13 protein-coding genes are annotated in these 19710 nt (G+C 57.1%); 10 read left to right on the forward strand and 3 right to left on the reverse strand.

What is annotated here, in order from left to right; translation table 11 throughout:
• Positions 1–24 precede the first annotated feature (24 nt).
• From RAL88_RS21155 to RAL88_RS21175, 5 genes are all read left to right on the forward strand, one after another.
• Positions 25–672 carry a phosphatase PAP2 family protein gene (locus tag RAL88_RS21155; protein ID WP_306266185.1) on the forward strand — a complete coding sequence of 216 codons (648 nt, stop codon included), beginning with the start codon at positions 25–27 and terminating at the stop codon, positions 670–672.
• A 273-nt stretch (positions 673–945) separates the two neighbouring features.
• Positions 946–1932 (forward strand): LysR family transcriptional regulator, encoded by a 987-nt coding sequence (locus tag RAL88_RS21160; protein ID WP_306266186.1) that lies wholly within the window; start codon positions 946–948, stop codon positions 1930–1932.
• 410 nt (positions 1933–2342) lie between these two features.
• Positions 2343–4451 carry an FAD-binding protein gene (locus RAL88_RS21165; RefSeq protein ID WP_306266187.1) on the forward strand — a complete coding sequence of 703 codons (2109 nt, stop codon included), beginning with the start codon at positions 2343–2345 and terminating at the stop codon, positions 4449–4451.
• A 122-nt stretch (positions 4452–4573) separates the two neighbouring features.
• The gene (locus RAL88_RS21170; RefSeq protein ID WP_306266188.1) at positions 4574–5503 is read left to right on the forward strand and encodes a hypothetical protein; all 930 of its coding nucleotides are present in this window, start codon (positions 4574–4576) and stop codon (positions 5501–5503) included.
• Positions 5504–5551: 48 nt separating this feature from the next.
• Positions 5552–6322, forward strand: coding sequence for a cytochrome c (locus RAL88_RS21175; RefSeq protein ID WP_306266189.1), 771 nt, complete (start codon positions 5552–5554; stop codon positions 6320–6322).
• 91 nt (positions 6323–6413) lie between these two features.
• On the opposite strand, the gene RAL88_RS21180 is transcribed toward RAL88_RS21175, so the two are convergent.
• The 3 genes from RAL88_RS21180 to RAL88_RS21190 all read right to left on the reverse strand — a co-directional run bounded on the left by RAL88_RS21180 (position 6414) and on the right by RAL88_RS21190 (position 14766).
• On the reverse strand, positions 6414–8471 hold the full coding sequence (locus RAL88_RS21180) for a response regulator (RefSeq protein ID WP_306266190.1): 2058 nt from the start codon (positions 8469–8471) through the stop codon (positions 6414–6416).
• On the reverse strand, positions 8452–14289 hold the full coding sequence (locus RAL88_RS21185) for a HAMP domain-containing protein (RefSeq protein WP_306266191.1): 5838 nt from the start codon (positions 14287–14289) through the stop codon (positions 8452–8454). Before RAL88_RS21185 ends, RAL88_RS21180 begins: the two co-directional genes overlap by 20 nt.
• 75 nt (positions 14290–14364) lie before the next feature.
• On the reverse strand, positions 14365–14766 hold the full coding sequence (locus tag RAL88_RS21190) for a response regulator (protein WP_306266193.1): 402 nt from the start codon (positions 14764–14766) through the stop codon (positions 14365–14367).
• Between the two features lie 401 nt (positions 14767–15167).
• Here RAL88_RS21190 and RAL88_RS21195 point away from each other — a divergent pair, with 401 nt between their 5' ends.
• The 5 genes from RAL88_RS21195 to RAL88_RS21215 all read left to right on the forward strand — a co-directional run bounded on the left by RAL88_RS21195 (position 15168) and on the right by RAL88_RS21215 (position 19693).
• Positions 15168–15905 carry a FadR/GntR family transcriptional regulator gene (locus tag RAL88_RS21195; protein ID WP_306266194.1) on the forward strand — a complete coding sequence of 246 codons (738 nt, stop codon included), beginning with the start codon at positions 15168–15170 and terminating at the stop codon, positions 15903–15905.
• Between the two features lie 60 nt (positions 15906–15965).
• The gene (locus tag RAL88_RS21200) at positions 15966–16988 is read left to right on the forward strand and encodes a TRAP transporter substrate-binding protein (RefSeq protein ID WP_306266195.1); all 1023 of its coding nucleotides are present in this window, start codon (positions 15966–15968) and stop codon (positions 16986–16988) included.
• A 145-nt stretch (positions 16989–17133) separates the two neighbouring features.
• Positions 17134–18273, forward strand: a complete 1140-nt coding sequence (locus RAL88_RS21205; protein WP_306266196.1) for a Gfo/Idh/MocA family protein — start codon at positions 17134–17136, stop codon at positions 18271–18273.
• A gap of 4 nt (positions 18274–18277) precedes the next feature.
• Complete coding sequence (locus tag RAL88_RS21210) at positions 18278–19138, forward strand: hypothetical protein (protein WP_306266197.1); 861 nt, start codon at positions 18278–18280, stop codon at positions 19136–19138.
• A gap of 81 nt (positions 19139–19219) precedes the next feature.
• A complete protein-coding gene (locus RAL88_RS21215) occupies positions 19220–19693 on the forward strand; it encodes a TRAP transporter small permease (RefSeq protein WP_306266198.1) in 474 nt (157 codons plus the stop codon).
• Positions 19694–19710 lie beyond the last annotated feature (17 nt).

Below are 19710 nucleotides of genomic sequence, written 5' to 3' on the forward strand. Positions count from 1 at the left end.
AGATTTGCAATCGAAATCCGGCGCGTGATCGGCACGCTGCGGGGCTGGTGGATGATCCTTGCCAGTATTGCAGCGGCGCTGCTCCTGACCGCTCTTCTCGTAATGACTGGGATGGACTGGGCCTATTTCGTCCTGATTCAGAATGTGGGTCTGTTTGGGCCACTGATGGTTGCGGATGGGTTTGGCTACGCGTTTCCCGTACTGCTTTCCGGCGGCTTGATGCTGGCCGGAGTGTTGCGGCCAGGACGAGGTTACGGTTTCGCCGGGGTGGCGGCGCTGATTGCAGCGAGTCTTGCGTTAGTGGTTTCCATGACGCTGAAGGCGTTCTCCGGACGGGCGTCACCGCCGCACCACAATTTTGGTCTTGACCTGGCCAACGCTGACAACAGCGCTGCGTTCAAATTCGGCTTCATGAACGAAGCACTCCTGGGCGGCTGGCCATCGTCCCACGCCACGGTGGCATTTGCGGTGGCTGTTGCCGTTGCGGTGGCACTGCCCGCAGCGCGCGCCCTGCATCATGTCAGCTTTGCCCTTGCCGCCTTCATCGGCATCGGCGTCACCTTCGGCTTTCACTGGCTGTCTGAATTCCTGTCCGGTGCGCTGATTGGTGCAACTATCGGGATTTGGGTGGGCAGCCTGGCTGCAGCGCGCGGAGTTCAAAGCAAGCGTTGATAGCAATTGTCAGGGTACCTTTTCTGTAATCATGAAACATTCTAGCGCTTCACCGTCACATTCATTGTCGCGTGCTCCACTTCAGCCAATCGGTCTTTCTCCCGGTGCTCGGAGACTATCCGCTGCAGCGCGAGGTGGACGTGACCGGCTGTCCCCGTGGATCAACTTTCAATTTGTCCGAAAATTCGATAATGTTGGTCTGTAGACATCGTCAACGGACCCGTTGAAACGACTGATCTGTACGATCTGTATATAGCCGGACAGGAGCTTGTGATGGCCACCCCCGCGCCGACCGTAAAACAACTTCGATATTTCGTCCATGTGGTGGATGCCGGAAGCATCAGCCGCGCGGCTGATCAGCTTCATGTGGCGCAGACGGCGCTTGGAATACAGATTCGAATGCTTGAGCAAGGGCTTGCAACGGTGCTGTTGCGTCGGCATCACAATGGCGTGACGGTCACCAAGGCTGGCCGCTACATATATGACCGCGCCTGCCAGATTCTCCAGAGTGTGGATGCGCTGGCGGAGGAGGTGGCCAGTCTTGCCGCCGGGGCACGTCGCGAAGTTTCGTTGGGGCTGACTCCGACCCTGATGCATGGGATCGGGCCGCGGGCAGTGCGAGAAGCGGACAGGCGGGTGCCTGGCATGCATCTGCATCTGGCCGAGGGGCTGCGCGATCAACTGATCAGGGGCATGGAGGCCGGCGAGTTCGATTATATCTTTACCCATGACGTCGGCTCGGGCGGGGCGCTGCGCGCGATGCCGATCCTGCGGCAACCACTCGTTCTGGTTTCACGTCCCGGCACCCTGCCTGATCGACGCCCGATATCTTTTGCCGCAGCGCTTGCCACTGATCTCGTTGTTCGCCGGGATTCCAGCCATGCGCTCGACATTGTGTCCAGAACTGCTCTCGGATTCGGCCTGGTTCCCAACATCGTCTACGAAATTGATTCTCTTCCGGGTTTGAATCAGATGATTATTCAATACGGAAGCACGTCGATCATGCCTTCCGATTACGTTGTAGATGCTGTTGCACGCGGCGAACTCGAAATACACGATATCGTCGATCCGCCGCTTGAGATGACGCTCGAATTCATCATGCACAGCGCCCAGCCGCCGACCGAGGCGGAGTTTCCTTTGCTGGCGTTTCTGGATGACCTTCTGGACGATTTCTTCCGCGAAATTGGAGCCGAGAGTCGTCGTTTGGGGCATCTGACAGGAATCGTGATGCCGTCGCTCGCACAGGCAAAGACGGCCTGACCGCGCAGCTAGTCATTTTTTGACTTGCCCTTAGCGGATTTTTGATTTGGACGGCTGCTAGGTTGTTAGCATAGCTTTTTTCTGACGGCGTCACGCAATCAGAAGACGGGCTGCCGGGCATAGCCTGCGTTGCTCGCATGTGCGTCGGTGCTGCAAGTCATGGTGTGTCTTAGACACGAAAGACGGCCTTGCCGAACAGCGTAGCGTGCCGAATTCGGGCTGCAATGAAAGCTGGGGCGCGACGGTCACCGTGGATGCGGAACCGGATCGTGGCGTTGATCCAAGCCCAGGCGCAGACATTCGAACAGTGAGCCCGATCAGGTTGCCATCCGGGCCGGAGCAGAGCGTGCGCCTAGCCGTGCATTCAACCAATATGCGCTGGATCACACAGCGTGAACGGAGGAACCGCAATGTCTGACAACAAAAAACACCCCAAGATCGACCACCCCAAGATCAAAGACGAAGGTGCCGGAGGGCTGAGCCGTCGCGACTTCTTTCAGGCCAGCGCTGCTGCCGGTGTAAGTGCCGCAGCATTGAGTGCCGGGGGCACCGGACCCGCTGCTGCCGCCAGCCATGAGGAAATGAATTGGGATTATGAAGCCGACATAGTGGTCCTTGGGGCCGGATGCACGGGTTTGCCCGCGGCAATTCGGGCCCGCGACCTTGATGCTTCGGTTCTGGTGATCGACCAGAACTTTGATGCCGGTGGCCGGATGATGCACAGCGGGTCCTGGGTGTCGCTCGGCGGTGGCGATCCCGTTCAGATGCGCGATCTCAACAATGAAGCTGATGCCGAGGGCTTTATCACTGTCGGTTCGCTGGTGCCGCCCGGGGCGCTTGAAGACGATGTCGAGTTGCTTTTCAAAGACGTCACCGACTGGTCCGTGCTCGACGAACAGGGTTATGGCTATTATCGTTTCAACAATCCCGACCAGCACCGTGGCTGGGCCGAGAACTGCCCTGCCACGCGGCAGTTCCTGATCGACAATTATATCCGCTTCACCCGCATAAATGGCACCCATTTTGGCGGCGGCGTTTCACGCGCTCGTGCGGCTTATTGCTTCCTCAAGATCGGCGAGGTTACAGACATCAAGGCGGGTACGATTACCGCCGAGGACGCGGGAGTTGCCGACCCTGAACGCGCCAGCCCATTCTGCCCGGTACAACAGTCTATCGGAGCGCAGGAGGCCACGATAGATGCCGTCCGGGGCGGCGGTATCATGGCGCGGTGTCTGGAATTTTCCGCGCGCGAAAAAGGTGTCCAGTTCATGTTCAACCGCCACATGGACGAGATGATACGCGACGAAACCGGCCGGGTAATAGGCGTCGAAGCGAGCTACAAACCGCGCCACGACCCGGATAGCGGCGAGCAGCTCACGAGCTACTGGAGCCAGGGCAATATCGAAGAAACCAGCGAAAAGATTCGGATTCGGGCGCGCAGGGCAGTTGTTGTCGGCACCGGTGGCCATTCCGGCAATCCGACCTTCCGCAGCCAGTTTTACCCGCGCATGAACGAGCCCTGGTTTCCAACCAGTGGCTGGGCGCTATTGGGTGGCGCAGGACGTGCGGCCAATGCCAGCGGCATCAAGGCAGGCATCAAAGTGGGCGCCAGCCTCGACGGGCTTCACCAGAATCTCGGCAGGCGGACCTATCATATCCAGACGCGGATCGCCACCCGCGACGCCTATACCTCAATGTATCCGGGACATCCGACCTTTCCCTTCCGGAAATCTGCCGGTATCTCAATCGGGCAGGCGGGCTTTGAGCATCTGATCGCCGTCAACCAGGTCGGCAAGCGCTTTTTCAATGAGATGCTGCTGGCGGACGAAGCGATCGAACCGCGTTATCCCGGCGGCAAGGCGCAAGGGGTTCCCAATGAGTGGAACAACCACACGCCTTATGACTGGCGCAATTGCCGCTCGGAGTGGGTTCGGGAGATGTATGACTATTCGCACGGCGTGGATGCGGCTATTCAGATCAACGAGGGATCGGAAGCACCTGAATATTATTGCGGACCCATCTGGGCGATCTTCGACCAGGCCGGTGCAGATAGGGGCGATTTTCCGCTACGCGAACCCTTCGTCTCGACGGAGAACGGTACCTTCTTCAAGGCCGACACAATCGAGGAACTTGCCGAGAAGATATTTGCCGGCAACGAATTCCAGCGTATGCAACTGAAACACCTGCCCGCCACGATTTCGCAGTGGAATGGATATGTCGACAACGGACAGGATCCGGATTTTGAGCGCGGTCAGAACGACGCGCCAATGCACCGGATCGATAAGCCGCCATATTATGCTGCATCGATTATGGTCGTCTGGCACGATTCCTATGGCGGCCTGCGGATCAATCGGAATTGTCAGGTGCTGGACATGGAAGGCGAGCCGATACCGGGGCTCTACGCTGGCGGCGAAGCCAGTGGTGGTGGCCAGATGCACGGACTTGGACGCGCTACGGTGCACGGCTACATCGCCGCTACCAACGCCGTCAACAGCGGCGCCGCGGTCGAAGGCCAATAGCTGCACGCAGATCAGACGCGGCCCGGACGGAACCCTCCCGCCCGGGCCGCGCCTCAGGCTTGAGGTGGTCGGGACCCAGGCAAATCTCTTCATACGGTCTATTTACACGGAGTGTACGAAAGATGAGCTTCACGATCAGATCTTGCGACGTCCAGAATTCGCCTCAGGAAGTGGCGGCCGGTGCTGAATTCATTTTAACGGCCCGAGTGGTATGTGATCCCCCTTTCGATCTGAGGGGATCGCCACTTTGGATTTTGGATCACGATGGCAACCGGATGGTGGAGGTCCTGTTCAAGGATTTCGATGGTACGGTGAACATCGCCTCGCGGGCTACTGTCTGCGCGCCCGATTTACCGGGGAGCTACACCTGGTCCGCAATGGTTGTATCGGATGAGGAAGACGAAGACGACGCCCTGCGCCCATTCACCGGACAGTCCACCCCATTCTCCTTCGTAGTGGCTCCTCACGCCACGCGCCTGATGGTCTGGGATGTGCCATCGGCGATCGAGACCGGCGCGCGTTTTTCCATCAAAATCGGCCTGAAATGCTCCAGCGGCTGTGACATGGAAGGGCGCAGGGTGGCGATCATGGATCACTTCGACGCGGAAGTCGGTGCGGCCCGGATTTCCGGCGCGCTCTGGCCGGAATGTGACGGCCTCTATTTCGTCGAGGTGGACCTGACGGCACCTGACACCAGCGGTCAGTACCAGTGGCAGATCCAGGCAACCTCACACGAGACAGCATATTCACACCAAGCAGCAGTGATCTGCTTTGGCGTGCACACTGTGACGCGAGCAAACTGTACCGTTCGGATTGAGGCTGTAGACAGCGTGAAGGACGAGCCGTTGCGAAATATGAGTGTCGTCATGCATCCCTATCGTGCCCGCACCGATGATGCAGGTGTCGCCGAGATCAGAGTGGCGCGCGGAAGCTATTCGGTCTTCCTTTCGGGACGCGGATATTATCCAATGCGGCGCGAAATGGACGTGAACAAGGACGTCACGACCCGTGCCGCACTGGAAGCCGAACCGCCCCAGTCGAAGGACTGGTAAGTGCTGCAAACAGACCGATATTCAATCCATAATAAACTGGAGCTTGCGATGAAAAAAGTAGTTTTCCGGGTCGTTGGCGTCGCAGCGTCGATTCTTGCTGCCGTGAGCCTAGAGGCTGGAGCCCAGGAGGGGAACGGACCGCTGTTCGATCAGGGCAGGGCGATCTACGAGGAAAACTGCGCAGCGTGCCACCAGGAAACGGGCAAAGGCGTACCGCCAAATTTCCCTGCGCTTAACGGCAATGGCCGTCTTGCCGACCACGCTTTCATAGTGCGGCAGGTCCGGGCAGGCAAAGAGGCGATGCCCGCCTTTACGGATCTGGGTGCGGAGGAAATCGCCGCTGTCGCAAGCTATATCCGCAATGCATGGAGCAACGATTTCGGTCCCGTCACGGCCACCGAGGCGGCGCAGATCCTGACCACTGTGAAGGTGACGGAGGCATCACGGTCGATCCTGGACGGCGTCTACACCGAGTCCCAGGCCAAGAGCGCCCGGCTAATCTATCTGGGCGCTTGCGCCGCCTGCCACGGCAGCCGACTGAACGGAGCCCCCGATGAAGCGGACATGTCGCCCGGCCCGCCCTTGGCAGGGGTCGCTTTCCTGCGTGAATGGGACGGCCGCACCCTGGCCGCGCTCTTCGAATACGCCCGTACCACGATGCCCATCCGAAACCCGGGCCAGCTCAGTGACAAGCAATATATCGACGTCATTGCCTATATGCTCTCTTACGGAAAATTCCCCGCAGGCGATGAAAAACTCGTACCCGATATGAGCGTACTGGCGGATATCCTGATCGAAAAGAACCCGGCCGCCGAGTAGCATCCGGCACGGCGTGTCTTGAGCGGCGAACCCGCCTGATCTGGCAGGTTGGCCGCAGCACTATCACACCCTTGTGGCCGAGCTTACCGTGTTATGGTGTATTTCGGCTCACCGTGACCAGCGCGCTTGCAAGTTGGGCGGTTGTGTAGGGCTTGCGCAGAAATACCGATTTGCGCTTTGGCAATGGGACTTCCTTCCCGCGATAGCCGGAAGTGAATATGACAACAAGGTTGGGGTCTCGGCTTGTCATGGTTTCGGCGAGTTTCACGCCGTCCAATTTTCCGGGCATGACGCAGTCGGTAAACAGGACGGATATGTCGTGATAATCGTCCAGACAGGCTGCGGCGATATCACCGCTTGCAGCCGTTGACGCCTCGCATCCCAACGCTTCCAGCATGGAAACTGCGACTTCGCGAACGTCGTCATTGTCCTCGACCACCAACACTTTGAGACCATCGAAACGTTCGCTCGTGGGGCCGCCTTCTTCCGTGCGACGAGCGGACGCGGGATCGTTGGAGCGCGGCAGGTACAAGTGCATGGCCGTGCCTTTGCCCGGCTCGCTGTCGATTTCCAGTCCCCCGCCGGATTGGCGCATGAAACCGTAGATGGAGCTGAGCCCCAGGCCGGTTCCCTTGCCGGGGTCCTTGGTGGTGAAAAACGGCTCCAGAGCTTTCTTCTGTGTGGCCTGATCCATTCCTGTCCCGGTGTCGGCCACCGACAGGCGGACGTAATCGCCCGGCTTGAGATTGGCCGCCTTGGCCGCCTCGGAATCCAGAGACAGGTTTTCGCCGCCGATGGTCAAACGACCTCCTTCCGGCATGGCGTCCCGGGCGTTTACGGCCAGATTGACAATGGCGGCCTCGAATTGCGAGGGGTCCAGATATACCGGCCACAAATCCTCGGGACAGCTGATTTCCGTGGTTACCGAACTGCCCAGAAGGCGATCGAACAGCCCCTGGAACCGGTTAATTTCCTCATTTAGCTGAAGGTGCCGGGGGTCGAGCGACTGACGTCGCGCAAATCCGAGCAATTGCTTGGTCAGATCGGCGCAACTGTTGGCAGCTTGCATGGCAAGGTCCAGCCTGCGTCGGGTTTTCTCCGAAAGGTCGGATGCATCCAGCACCCGGTCGAGGCTTCCGATTATAACGCTCAACATATTGTTGAAATCATGTGCGATGCCGCCACTCATCTGCCCAACGGCTTCCATCTTCTGGGCGTGGACCAACTGTCCCTCGAGGCTTTTCTGACTGGAGATATCCGACAGAATTCCGTACATCTCTGGCGGGCCGCCATTTTCGCTTTTACGGAACCCGGCCCTTTCGAACAGCCAACGCTGATTATCACCGGGGCCGTTGAACCGGTATTCAATTTCAAGCCGTCCAGTCTCGGTGGCGTTGTCGATTGCTGTCGCCAGCCTGTCTCGGTCAGACTCGTGGACATGTTGCAGCCAGTTGGCCCCGACATCCGTCAGGATATCCTCGCTTTCCCCCAGAAGCCGCCCGATATTCCCACCGACAAAGCGGCGTGTCTGATAGCGGTCTTGCGGCGACGCTGAATAAAGCGCGATGGGCAGCGTGTCGATGACCAGAGATTGCTGAATCTGGGCACGGTCCAGCGCCTCGACCACTTCCATCTGGCGCAGCTTGACCCGCAGATTCTCGGCCATCAGACGTTTTTCATGCTCGGCCTGGCGGCGGATTTCCTGCGCCTGGTTATAGAGGTTGGCAAAAACCGTTACCTTGGAGCGCAACGCCATCGGCTCGACTGGCTTGAAAACAAAGTCGACAGCACCGGTCGCATAACCGCGAAACAGGTTCGACGGGTCCTTGTCCACTCCCGACAGGAAAATGATCGGGATGCTGCGGCTGCGCATCCTTCCGCGGATAAGTTCGGCAGTTTCGTAGCCGTCGATGCCAGGCATACGAACGTCCAGAAGGATCACCGCGAATTCGTTGCGCAATACCTGGCGCAAGGCGTCTTCGCCTGAACGCACACAGACAACGGGATGGCCAAGATCGGCGAGGATTCCCTCCATCGCGACGAGGTTTCCCTCATCGTCATCAACAACAAGAATTCTGGCCACCGGCTGATTGCCTTTTCCGTTCTGATTTTTCGAATTTTCTGACATATCATCCAAAAGCTTCATCATTTTCGCTGCTACGTTTTACCCATGTGCGCAGCACAGCGATCAACTCGTCATTGTCCACTGGCTTGGACAGATAGTCCGAAGCGCCGACTTCAAAGCATTTTTCACGATCTTCCGGCATCGCTTTGGCGGTGATCGCAATCAAGGGAAGATCCTTGAGCCGCTTCATTTTTCGAATACGGCGTATGGTTTCGTAGCCATCCATACCAGGCATCATGATGTCGATCAGTGCCGCAAACACCCCTTCGTTGTCTTTGAGCAATTCGATACCATCCTGGCCATTCTCGGCCTGAAGCACTTCGATCTCGTGCTCCTCAAGCAGAGCCGTCAGGGAAAAAATGTTGCGCACATCATCGTCGATGACAGCGATTTTCAGCCCTTTGAGGATGGGCGCACGCTGTTGCAGAGCAGTAACGGAAGCGCGCACCTCACTTGGCAATGACTCCACTGGCAGATGCAATGCACTGATCAATTCATCCAGTATCTGGGCCTGGTCGTGCGAAGCGGTGAATGTCATTGCCCCCACCTCCGCGAGCATTTCGGTCTGTGCGGCGTCGGGCTCGGTCTCAAGCTCCAACAGCACTGGCACGTCGACATTCACTTCGGATTGGCGGATGGTGCGCAGCAATTCGGCGAACTCGCGGGTCAACTTGGTGCCTGTGATCAAAATGCTGTCAAACGACTGGTCCTTGACCATTGCGGTCGCTTTACGGGGCGTTTCAGTCAGCACTTTCAGTGTCTTGACCTTGGTATAGAACGCTTCGGCGGCGCTCTTGGTCTTGCCGAAATTCACCACCAGCAGGGCGCGGTCCTTGCGATCGGTGAGAAGTTTCAGCCGGGTGAAAACTTCTTTAAGTTCATCGCGACTGGCGGGCTTGCCGCTGAATTCGACAGAGCCCATATGCGAACGCAGGCGTATTTGATCCTCAACCACCGAGATTACGTGGATCGGCAGATGCCGGGTGGCGTTTTCGCTTTTCATCATGTCCAGCAGCGCCCAACCGTCGATATCGGGTAGTTGGATATCAAGACTCAGGGCATCCGGGCGATATTGGCGGATGGCGGTCATAACCTCACGGCCCCGCGCCACCGACATACTGGAAAATCCCTGTTCCTCGGCGATTTCCCTCAGAATGCGCGAGAAGATCGGGTCATCCTCGACAATCATGATCAAGGGCTGGTCGCGCACCTCTGACGGGACCGCCTGTGGTACCGACAACGCCGGCGCCGCAATTTCGGCGGGCGCAATGTGCGCAACAAGCGGAGCGTTGACCCGTTCATGGCTGAGCGCCGGTGCGTCCGCACGGCGCGGCTGGACCGGCGCGCTATTCTTGATAGGTAAAACCAGAACAAAGGAACTGCCCTTGCCGATTTCGCTGGACAAGCGAATTTCTCCGCCCAGCAACGAGGCAAGTTCGCGGCTGATCGACAGGCCCAGGCCGGTGCCTCCATAGCGTCGACTGGTGGTACCGTCTGCCTGCTGGAAGGCCTCGAAAATGATCTGCTGTTGCGCTGGCCCGATCCCGATGCCGGTATCAATGATGGAAAAGGTGACCACATCCTCGGAGTGTTCGATTCGCAAGCTGTCCACTTCATTGGCTTTAGCCGCAGAGACCGTAAGCGCAACAGAACCCTCATCTGTGAATTTGAACGCATTCGACAACAGGTTGTTGATGATCTGCTGCAGGCGCATGGCGTCCGTTGTCATGCTTCGCGGCAAATTTCGACCTATCTCGATGGTGAATTCGACCTTCTTCTGTTCAGCTATCTCGCGGAACGTGCGTTCGGTCTGATGCGCGAACTGCTCGAACTGCATCTCTTCGATGTCAAGGTCGACCGTGCCGGATTCGATTTTCGACAGATCGAGAATATCGTTGATCATCCGCAGAAGATCGGCACCAGCCGAATGAATCGTTTCTGACTGTTCGATCTGCTTGGGGTTGAGGTTGCCGCGGGTGTTGTCGGCAAGCAGCTTCGAAAGGATCAGCAAGCTGTTCAGGGGGGTGCGCAATTCATGGCTCATATTGGCGAGGAATTCGGATTTGTATTTCGAAGTCAGCGCCAGTTGCTCCGCCTTTTCCTCAAGCGATGAACGGGCGGTTTCGACTTCGCGGTTAATGGCTTCGACCTGGCGCTTCTCAACCTGCAGCTGCACGGCTTTGTCTTCCAGTTCCTCGTTCTTGGTGCGCAACTCATCCTGCTGGGATTTCAGCAGTTCTTCGGATTTGCGCATTGTCACCGCATGCTGCTTAAGCCGGTCGTTGGTGTTGGTCAGTTCCTCCTGCTGGCTCTGTAGTTCGCGCGTCAGAATCTGCGACTGCTTCAGCAGCTCTTCGGTACGCATCCCGGCACTGATCGTATTGAGCACGATGCCGATGCTTTCAACCAGTTCATCCAGGATCGACAGGTGAATTGGAGTGAACCGCTGGAATGAGGCCAACTCAATCACGGCAAGGACCTCTTCCTCGAAAATGACCGGCAGCACCACGATGTTCAACGGTGGGGCCTCGCCAAGGCCCGAATTGATCGTGACATAGTCATTTGGGACATTCGTCACCAGAATGCGCTGGCGTTCAAAGGCACATTGGCCAACCAGTCCCTTGCGCATGGTCACGGTGTTGGAGATATGCTTGCGCTCGTTAAGCGCATAGCTGGCAGTCAGCTCGAACACCTTTTCCTTTTCGTCCGCTTGGCCGTCACCTTCGGCATCGTGGCGAAGCACATAAAGGACCCCGTGCTGCACTTCGATCAGCGGCGCAATTTCTGACATAACCAGGTTGCATACGGTGACCATGTCACGTTCGCCCTGCATCATCCGGGTGAACCGGGCAAGGTTGGTTTTCAGCCAGTCCTGCTCTTCGTTGTATTTGGTAGTTTCGCGCAGGTTACCGATCATCTGATTGATTTTATCTTTCAGCGCGGCAACTTCGCCCGATGCCTGAACCGAGATGGACCGGGTCAGATCGCCATCAGCAACCGCTGTGGCGACCTCGGTAATGGCGCGCACCTGCGTGGTCAAATTGTCGGCAAGCTGGTTCACATTATCGGTCAGATCGCGCCACAGACCTGCCGCGCCGGGCACCTTGGCCTGGCCGCCCAGCTTACCTTCGATCCCAACCTCGCGGGCCACGTCGGTCACCTGATCGCCAAACGTGGCGAGCGTGTCGATCATACCGTTGATGGTCTCCGCCAGCTCCGCGATTTCGCCCTTGGCGTCAACGGTCAGCTTTCGCTTCATATTGCCATTGGCTACTGCCGTGACGACCTGGGCAATGCCGCGCACCTGATTGGTAAGGTTCGTGGCCATCATATTGACGTTGTCGGTCAGGTCCTTCCAGGTGCCGGCAACGCCCTCGACCTTGGCCTGGCCACCCAGCTTGCCTTGGGTGCCCACCTCGCGGGCCACCCGCGTCACCTCGGAGGCAAAGCCGTTCAACTGGTCCACCATGGTGTTGATGGTGTTCTTCAACTCGAGGATTTCGCCCTTCACATCTACGGTGATCTTTCTCGACAAGTCGCCGCGGGCAACCGCAGTGGTGACATCGGCGATGTTGCGCACCTGTCCGGTCAGATTGGTGGCCATCGCGTTGACATTCTGCGTCAGGTCCTTCCAGGTGCCATCGACACCCTCAACCCGTGCTTCGCCGCCCAGCTTGCCCTCGGTTCCCACTTCGCGGGCGACGCGCGTCACCTCTGACGCAAAAGAGTTCAACTGGTCGACCATGGTGTTAATGGTATCTTTGAGTTCCTCAATTTCGCCTTTCACATCCACAGTAATCTTTTTCGACAGATCGCCCCGTGCAACCGCCGTGGTCACCTCGGCGATGTTGCGCACCTGTCCGGTCAGGTTGGTTGCCATGGCGTTGACGTTTGTCGTCAGATCCTTCCAGATGCCATCAACACCCTCGACCTGAGCCTGGCCGCCCAGCTTGCCTTCGGTTCCCACTTCGCGGGCGACGCGCGTCACCTCGTCGGCAAACGACGACAACTGATCCACCATGGTGTTGATTACGTCCTTGATCTGCAGGATCTCGCCCTGCACATCGACGGTAATTTTCTGGGTGAGGTCGCCACTGGCAATCGCCGTCGCCACCTTGGACACATCGCGCAGCTGCACCGTCAGATTGCCCGCCATCGAGTTCACGTTGTCGGTCAAATCCTTCCAGGTACCTGCGACTCCCTCGACCTTTGCCTGAACACCCAGCTTGCCTTCGCCGCCGACATCACGGGCAACACGCGTCACCTCGGAGGCAAATGACGACAGCTGATCCACCATGGTGTTGATCACATCCTTGATCTGCAGGATCTCGCCCTTCACATCTACAGTGATCTTTTGGGTGAGGTCGCCGCTGGCAATCGCCGTCGCCACCTTGGACACGTCGCGCAGCTGGACCGTCAGATTGCCCGCCATCGAGTTCACGTTGTCGGTCAGATTCTTCCATGTGCCGGCGACTCCCTCCACTTTGGCCTGACCGCCCAGCTTGCCCTCCGTTCCCACTTCGCGGGCGACGCGCGTCACCTCTGACGCAAACGAAGACAGCTGATCGACCATGGTGTTGATCGTGTCCTTCAACTCCAGAATTTCTCCCTGGACATTCACTGTGATTTTTTTCGATAGATCGCCCCGTGCAACCGCCGTGGTCACCTCGGCGATGTTGCGCACCTGTCCGGTCAGGTTGGTTGCCATGGCGTTGACGTTTTCCGTCAGATCCTTCCAGGTGCCATCAACCCCCTCGACCTGAGCCTGGCCACCCAACTGCCCCTCGGTGCCAACCTCACGGGCCACGCGCGTCACCTCGGAAGCGAAAGACGAAAGCTGATCCACCATGGTGTTGATGACATCCTTGATCTGCAGGATCTCGCCCTGCACATCGACGGTAATTTTCTGGGTGAGGTCGCCACTGGCAATCGCCGTCGCCACCTTGGACACATCGCGCAGCTGCACCGTCAGATTACCCGCCATCGAGTTCACGTTGTCGGTCAAATCCTTCCACGTACCTGCAACGCCTTCGACCTTTGCCTGGCCGCCCAGTTGACCCTCCGTGCCGACTTCGCGGGCAACCCGTGTCACCTCTGAAGCGAAGGAGTTCAGCTGATCGACCATCGTATTGATGGTGTCTTTCAGCTCAAGAATTTCGCCTTTCACATCAACTGTGATTTTTTTCGACAGATCACCCCGTGCAACTGCGGTGGTGACCTCGGCGATGTTGCGAACCTGGCCGGTGAGGTTGGTCGCCATGGCGTTGACATTGTCGGTCAGATCTTTCCATGTGCCTGCGACGCCTTTGACCTTGGCCTGGCCGCCCAGCTTACCTTCTGTGCCAACCTCGCGCGCCACCCGCGTCACCTCTGAGGACATGATGCCGAGACGGTCGACCATAGTGTTGATCGTCTTGGCACCACTCAGAAAATCGCCCTTAAGGCGGCGTCCATCAACTTCCAGGTCCATCGACTGCGACAGATCGCCTTGCGCCACTGCGCTGACAACGCGGGAAATTTCGGCCGTTTGCTGAACGGTGTCACCGATCAGCTCGTTGATGGAATCGATGCTGTGCCGCCAGCCACCGGATACATTATCCAGTTTTGCGCGCTCGCCCGTCCGCCCGTCCCGCCCGAAGGATTTCTGCAGGCGTGCCAACTCATTCGTCAGCGCTTGATTCTGGGAGACGACATCATTGAACGCTTCGGCAATTTCGCCGTCGGTCCCTGTAAAACTCTCTGGCAGGCGGGTCGAGAAATCGCCCCGTCGGAACCCGCGCAGGGCAGCAAGGAGCTGTTTGTCTTTCAACATTGCCTGATCGTCGTTCAGGGTCTTTTCCATGGTTTATCCTCATAGCGATAACACGCCGCTCCTTCACCGGGAACGTGTGACTGAATTTGTTCGAAAGTGATCGTTCTAGACTGAAACAGCGGTGCTGACCGCCTGGTGCAATGCAGCCTCAATTTGGGCTGGCAAGCAGGGCTTGTTCAACACTGCGACAGGAGACAGGGCCATAACCTCAGGCCATTCCGCTACACCGTCATGGCCGGACATGAATATGATTTTGGTCCCGAACCGGTCGACAAGATCGCGAGCGATTTCAACCCCGTCACGCTCAGCAGCCAGGCTGATGTCGACCATGGCGACATCCGGCTGTTCCTGTTCGGCCAGTCTCGAAGCTTCGGCCCCGTTGCACGCAAGTCCGAGCACAGAAAAACCAAGATCATCCAATAGGTCTGTCAGGAACATGGCGATTATCATCTGGTCTTCGACTACCAGGATTTTGGCGGAGCTTCCACCGGGGAGCGATGTTGTCATGGTTGTTAGTTCCACTGTTATGACATGCCCCCGCCCGAGTTTTAGTCGAACCGACGTGCGGTGTCCACACTGTGCAATCCCCCGCAAGAATAAAGATGTTCCGACCATCAAAATGCGCCGGTTGCACCATTTTTTGAACATGATTGCGTCTCGATTCCGTTCGCTGGTGTACGAGGAAACTCACAACCATTGCCGCCGCTTAACGACATAGACCCGGCGATATTTTTGCGGCCAACCAGGTCACATCGTCGTCCGCCACTTTCAAGCGAACGACGTCATTCCCGCGCAGTTTGCAATCGCTCGCCATATTATCGCTCGCCATATTGAGAGCGTCACCTACCACCACTTGACGCCGTTGAAGCCTTCATGTTAATTGGTCTTACCAAGGTAAGGGCAATATAATGAAAGCTGTCGCTGAAACATCGAAGTCCGAGAAAGTCATCGCCAGCATTCGTGACGCGATCATCACAGGTGAGCTCAAGCCGGGAGACCGGCTGCTCAATGAGCGCGAGTTGGCCAGGAAGCTTGATGTCGGGCGTCCGCTTCTGCGCGAAGTCACGCGCTCCCTATCCATTCTCGGCATTCTGGAGACCCGACAGGGCGACGGCACCTATGTCGGCAGGATCAGTATCGAGTCGTTTTCCGAATATTTTACATTCTATCTGGCCCAGAATGGTGACGCGCTGTCGGACATCATCCAGTCGCGCATTGCCATTGAATCCCAGGCCGTACGGCTTGCCTGCAACTTCGCCACGTCAAGCGACCTCAGCCTGATGGAGCGCTGTCTTGCAGACCTGCTCGATACAGCGCTCGACACGACGGCCGGCGCGGAAGCCGATTTTCGCTTTCACTGCGCAATCGTAGGGGCCAGTCACAGTGCCTCTTTGATTACGGTCTATCGGGCAATCTCTGAGCTGATGCGCCACAGCCATTTGCGGCGGCGCCAAAGAACCACAATCAAGCCGGAGCTGATTCCGGATCTCATTGAGTGCCACCGGGATATCTACAAGGCGATCATTCTCAAACGTGAAGATGTGGCTGAAACAAAGCTCCGCGAGCATTTTGACTTTTCCAGCAAGCTCGAAGCCGAGCAAAAACTGACCGATATCGTCGCTCACCAATCACAGCACGACACCTAAACGATTGTGCGGCTGGAGGAGTCGCAGGATCGGAACTGCAGCGCCATAGAGGAGGACATCATGGCAAAACACTTCGCGAATATATGGAAATCGAAAACCCTGGCCCTATTGATAGGCGGCTGTGCTTTGGGAGGATTGGCAACATCCCCCGGTCTGGCCGCAAATGACGAACAAATCGTTCTCAACTATTCCGATACCGCCGGTCCGGCGGAAGCTCAAATCGCATTCGCCAAAAAGTTCTCGGACTATGCGGCTGAATTGTCGGACAGCTCGATCAAGATCGTGGTTCATCCCGGCGGCACGCTGGCAGGTTACAGCCTGGAGCCCGTACGTGCGGGGATCGCGGACATTACCCAGGTTTCGCCGACATTGGCAGCCGATGTATTACCCTGGATATCCCTTCTGGAGGCCCCGTTCCTGATCGAATCCAACGAGCACTTCGACAACGTCACTGCGCGTGACAGCGTCGTCTTCACTGAAATTAATGAGAAAATGTTGGGTGATGGCATCAAACTGCTCGGCTTTTTCAACTTTGGCGTCCGCGACCTGACGATGAAGGAGCCCGTACTCAGTCCGGCCCAATTGAAGGGCAAGCGGATGCGGGTGATCCCGTCGCCGCTGTGGAGTGACATGTGGAAGAATTTTGGCGCTGTTCCCGTACCGATGCCGAGCACCGAAACGGTTTCGGCAATCCTGACCAATGTTATCGAGGGCCAGGAAAACCAGTGGCATGATATCATCGGCAAAGGTATTTACGACGTCAACAAATACCTGATGAAAACCGAACATGTCGTGACCTTCGCCGGGGTCTGGATGAATGCGGGTAAGTGGAATTCAATGTCTGAAGCGCAGCAGACAGCCCTCAATGAAGCCTTCGACAAGGCCAAGGAGTGGTTCCAGACAGAATACAACCCGAAGAAGCTTGGCGAATATGAAGTGTTTCTCAAAGAAAAGGGCGTCACAATTATCCGTCAGGAAGACGGGCTGGATCGTCAGGCCTTCATCGACCAGGCCGACCAGCTTTATGTCGACTACAAAGACACATGGGGCGACTGGGTGAAAACCATCAAGGATATGAAATAGCGCGCCGAGCCGTCGGCCCGGTCTCACTTCACCACATATCAAAACTTTCATAAAACGAATCCGGCGGCCGGGGATTCCGGCTGCAAGCGACAGCGCGTGACCGCAGATCCTTGTGCGCCGCCGGATCCACAATCATGGTGATCATGTGTCAAACAACAGCAATTCTCATGCATCCAGGCGCATTCGAACGGTATTGATCGGCTGTGGAGAGCATGCCTCGGTTGTCATCCACACGTCCGTTAGCCTGTTGGAAGGCCTCGAGGTTGTAGGGGTTTGCGATCTGGACCCCAGCCGCGCCGCAAGCGCATCGCGCCGCTTTGGAAATTGTCCCCAATTCATTGATCCCGCTGTCATGCTTGAAAGCTGCGATGCGGAGGCGGCGATCATCGTTGCGCCGCCCTTCGTCCATGCGCAGCTGACATGCCAGTGCATCAAGGCTGGCCTCCATGTCTTCATCGAGAAACCGATGTTCATCATGGCGGAACATCTGGTTGAGGTTGCGCAGGCCGCCCAGGCGAAACCGCACCTCAATGTTTCAGTGACCTTCAACAAGCGCTATTCGCCCTACATCCAGCAGATCAAGTCGATCATTGCTCTGGAAGAGTTCGGCGCGCCGTCCTATTTCTTCGGCAAGTTTGCCGGTGGCTACCGCAACGGGCCAACAGATCTGCTGCGCGTTGGCGCCATTCATTATTTCGACCTGGCCCGTTACCTGTTTGGCGAGATTTCCCGAGTTTCAGCCCTGTCCTACGAAAAACAATCAGGCCAGGCGCATTTCGCAGTCAACGTCCAGTTCGAAAATGGCGCCGTCGGCAATTTTTTCCTCAGCTCCCTGGGACTGTGGTCGGCCAAGGGTGCGGAATCGCTGGAGATCCGCGGCGACAGAAATTTCGTTTCGCTTGTCAATCTGCGGGAGCTGACCTGGCAGAAGCCGCCTTTAGCGGTGGGCCAGACCCAGAGTTCACACCAGTCCGGTGTCGAGATCCCGTCTCCGGCGCAATATCTGGAACCCAACTACAGCAATGTCAGCAGGCTGGAATATCAGAGTTATCATCACAACGGATATTACCCCAGGCTCGAGACATTCGTGTCCGATCTGCAATCCGGAATTCAGACCGGGCCGGGGATAACCGACAGCCAGCGTGCCCTGGAAATTGCCATCGCGGTTGAGCAAAGCGCTGCTGCAGACGGTGAATACATCAGCCCGCATGGTCAGGAGAGGTCCCTCCAAAGCACCGCGCCATCAATGCATCAATCGACCGTATCGGCCCATCCAACGGAGTGAAGACATGAAGAAAGTAATACAGAGAGAACTGGCGAACTTTTATAAATCAGATTTCTGGCTCTCTTTCCTTGACCAGATCGAGCTCAAGAAAGGCGTGCGCCATGCGCACCTGTCGGTCGATTCGTCAATCCATCCCGCCAATCTGCTCTATCTGACCCGCGCCTACTTCGCCAAACAAGACGAACCGTTGCGACGCTCGATCTGGCTGACGAGCGAAGGCCCGGGATTCTCCAATTGCTATTACATCGCGCCGCAGACCAGGTGTCATTTCGAGATTATGCAGCGCTATAACCCCGAAGTCGTCATCGAGCCGATGCCCGCCGAAGAGGCCATCGGCGGCAAGAATATTGACATCTGGGACGACGCCTATATGGCCGAGCACTACAAGAAATTCGAGTTCCGCCCGGTGGATGATGCAGCCGCCGGGACGATAGATGCGTTTTTTGATTCCGCGCCCTGGCACCGGCTGCTCGAGTTGATGGTGTACAACGTTCAACGAAACAAGCACGGCCATCTGGTGGTGCGGATGGGCGTTCATCCCGAAGAAGTCGCAAAGCGCGGGCTGGCTGCCCTGCGCAAGCGCGGATGGATCGTTGACCGCGCCGTCGATATCACATTCCGCGGCGATGTCGGCGGGGCTTTGACCAGTGAAAACTTCGAATACAAGAAAATCACCTTCCTGCTGCAGCAACCGGAGACCGTACTGGAAATCGAATGGGAATATGATCCCTCTATTGTCATAGAAGCCCGTCCCTATGACGTTACACGGCTGTTGACGATCGACAACATTCAGAAGGATTTGGGAGCCGTTCCCTATCAAAAGCTCACCGAAAGCGAGTTGAAGGAAATCGTCCGCGAGATTTAGAATGTGGATCGTCACTGTGGTTCGTGGCAGGGTTTTCTGCGGACCACCGCGATGGAAAACTAGGGTCGGAGCAAGCGGGCAATGGATCGGTTTATTTCTCGATTTCGCAAAGTCGTAGGCGGCCTGGCCGCTGTTGTCGCTGCGCTGATGCTGCTGGTTGCGACCCTGAGCGTAGTGGTTCAGATTGTCACCCGTTATCAAAACAATCCGACATTGTGGTCGCTCGAATTGTCGCAATTTGCAGTGATCGCCATGGTATTCATCGGCGCTGCCGCGGCGGCCAGAGACAAGCAGCATTTCCGGATTGATTACATTTCGCTTTTCATGGGGCCTCACGTCGGAAGGATCCTCGATATCATCAGCAGGATCATCGGTCTGGCAACCTTGGCTGCACTCGGCTTTTTTTCAATCAGTATGCTCCAGAGTGTGATGAACACCTATTCCACGGCAGCGCAGATCCCGGTGAGATACGTCTACTACCTGATGATTTACGGCATCGCGAGCTGGTTGCTCATTCTGGTGTTTGAGTTTTTTGAAAGTCAGCCAGATGATTAAGCGCGGGGAGTGACGAA

It is taken from the genome of Pararhizobium sp. IMCC3301, from assembly GCF_030758315.1.
Lineage (GTDB): Bacteria > Pseudomonadota > Alphaproteobacteria > Rhizobiales.

What these genes read in the sequence shown, in the direction of transcription:
- RAL88_RS21160 (WP_306266186.1), top strand. Translation starts at nt 946, where the DNA reads ATGGCCACCCCCGCGCCGACCGTAAAACAACTTCGATATTTCGTCCAT.
- RAL88_RS21180 (WP_306266190.1), bottom strand. Translation starts at nt 8,471, where the DNA reads ATGATGAAGCTTTTGGATGATATGTCAGAAAATTCGAAAAATCAGAAC.
- RAL88_RS21200 (WP_306266195.1), top strand. Translation starts at nt 15,966, where the DNA reads ATGGCAAAACACTTCGCGAATATATGGAAATCGAAAACCCTGGCCCTA.
- RAL88_RS21185 (WP_306266191.1), bottom strand. Translation starts at nt 14,289, where the DNA reads ATGGAAAAGACCCTGAACGACGATCAGGCAATGTTGAAAGACAAACAG.
- RAL88_RS21210 (WP_306266197.1), top strand. Translation starts at nt 18,278, where the DNA reads ATGAAGAAAGTAATACAGAGAGAACTGGCGAACTTTTATAAATCAGAT.
- RAL88_RS21170 (WP_306266188.1), top strand. Translation starts at nt 4,574, where the DNA reads ATGAGCTTCACGATCAGATCTTGCGACGTCCAGAATTCGCCTCAGGAA.
- RAL88_RS21195 (WP_306266194.1), top strand. Translation starts at nt 15,168, where the DNA reads ATGAAAGCTGTCGCTGAAACATCGAAGTCCGAGAAAGTCATCGCCAGC.
- RAL88_RS21175 (WP_306266189.1), top strand. Translation starts at nt 5,552, where the DNA reads ATGAAAAAAGTAGTTTTCCGGGTCGTTGGCGTCGCAGCGTCGATTCTT.
- RAL88_RS21190 (WP_306266193.1), bottom strand. Translation starts at nt 14,766, where the DNA reads ATGACAACATCGCTCCCCGGTGGAAGCTCCGCCAAAATCCTGGTAGTC.
- RAL88_RS21165 (WP_306266187.1), top strand. Translation starts at nt 2,343, where the DNA reads ATGTCTGACAACAAAAAACACCCCAAGATCGACCACCCCAAGATCAAA.
- RAL88_RS21215 (WP_306266198.1), top strand. Translation starts at nt 19,220, where the DNA reads ATGGATCGGTTTATTTCTCGATTTCGCAAAGTCGTAGGCGGCCTGGCC.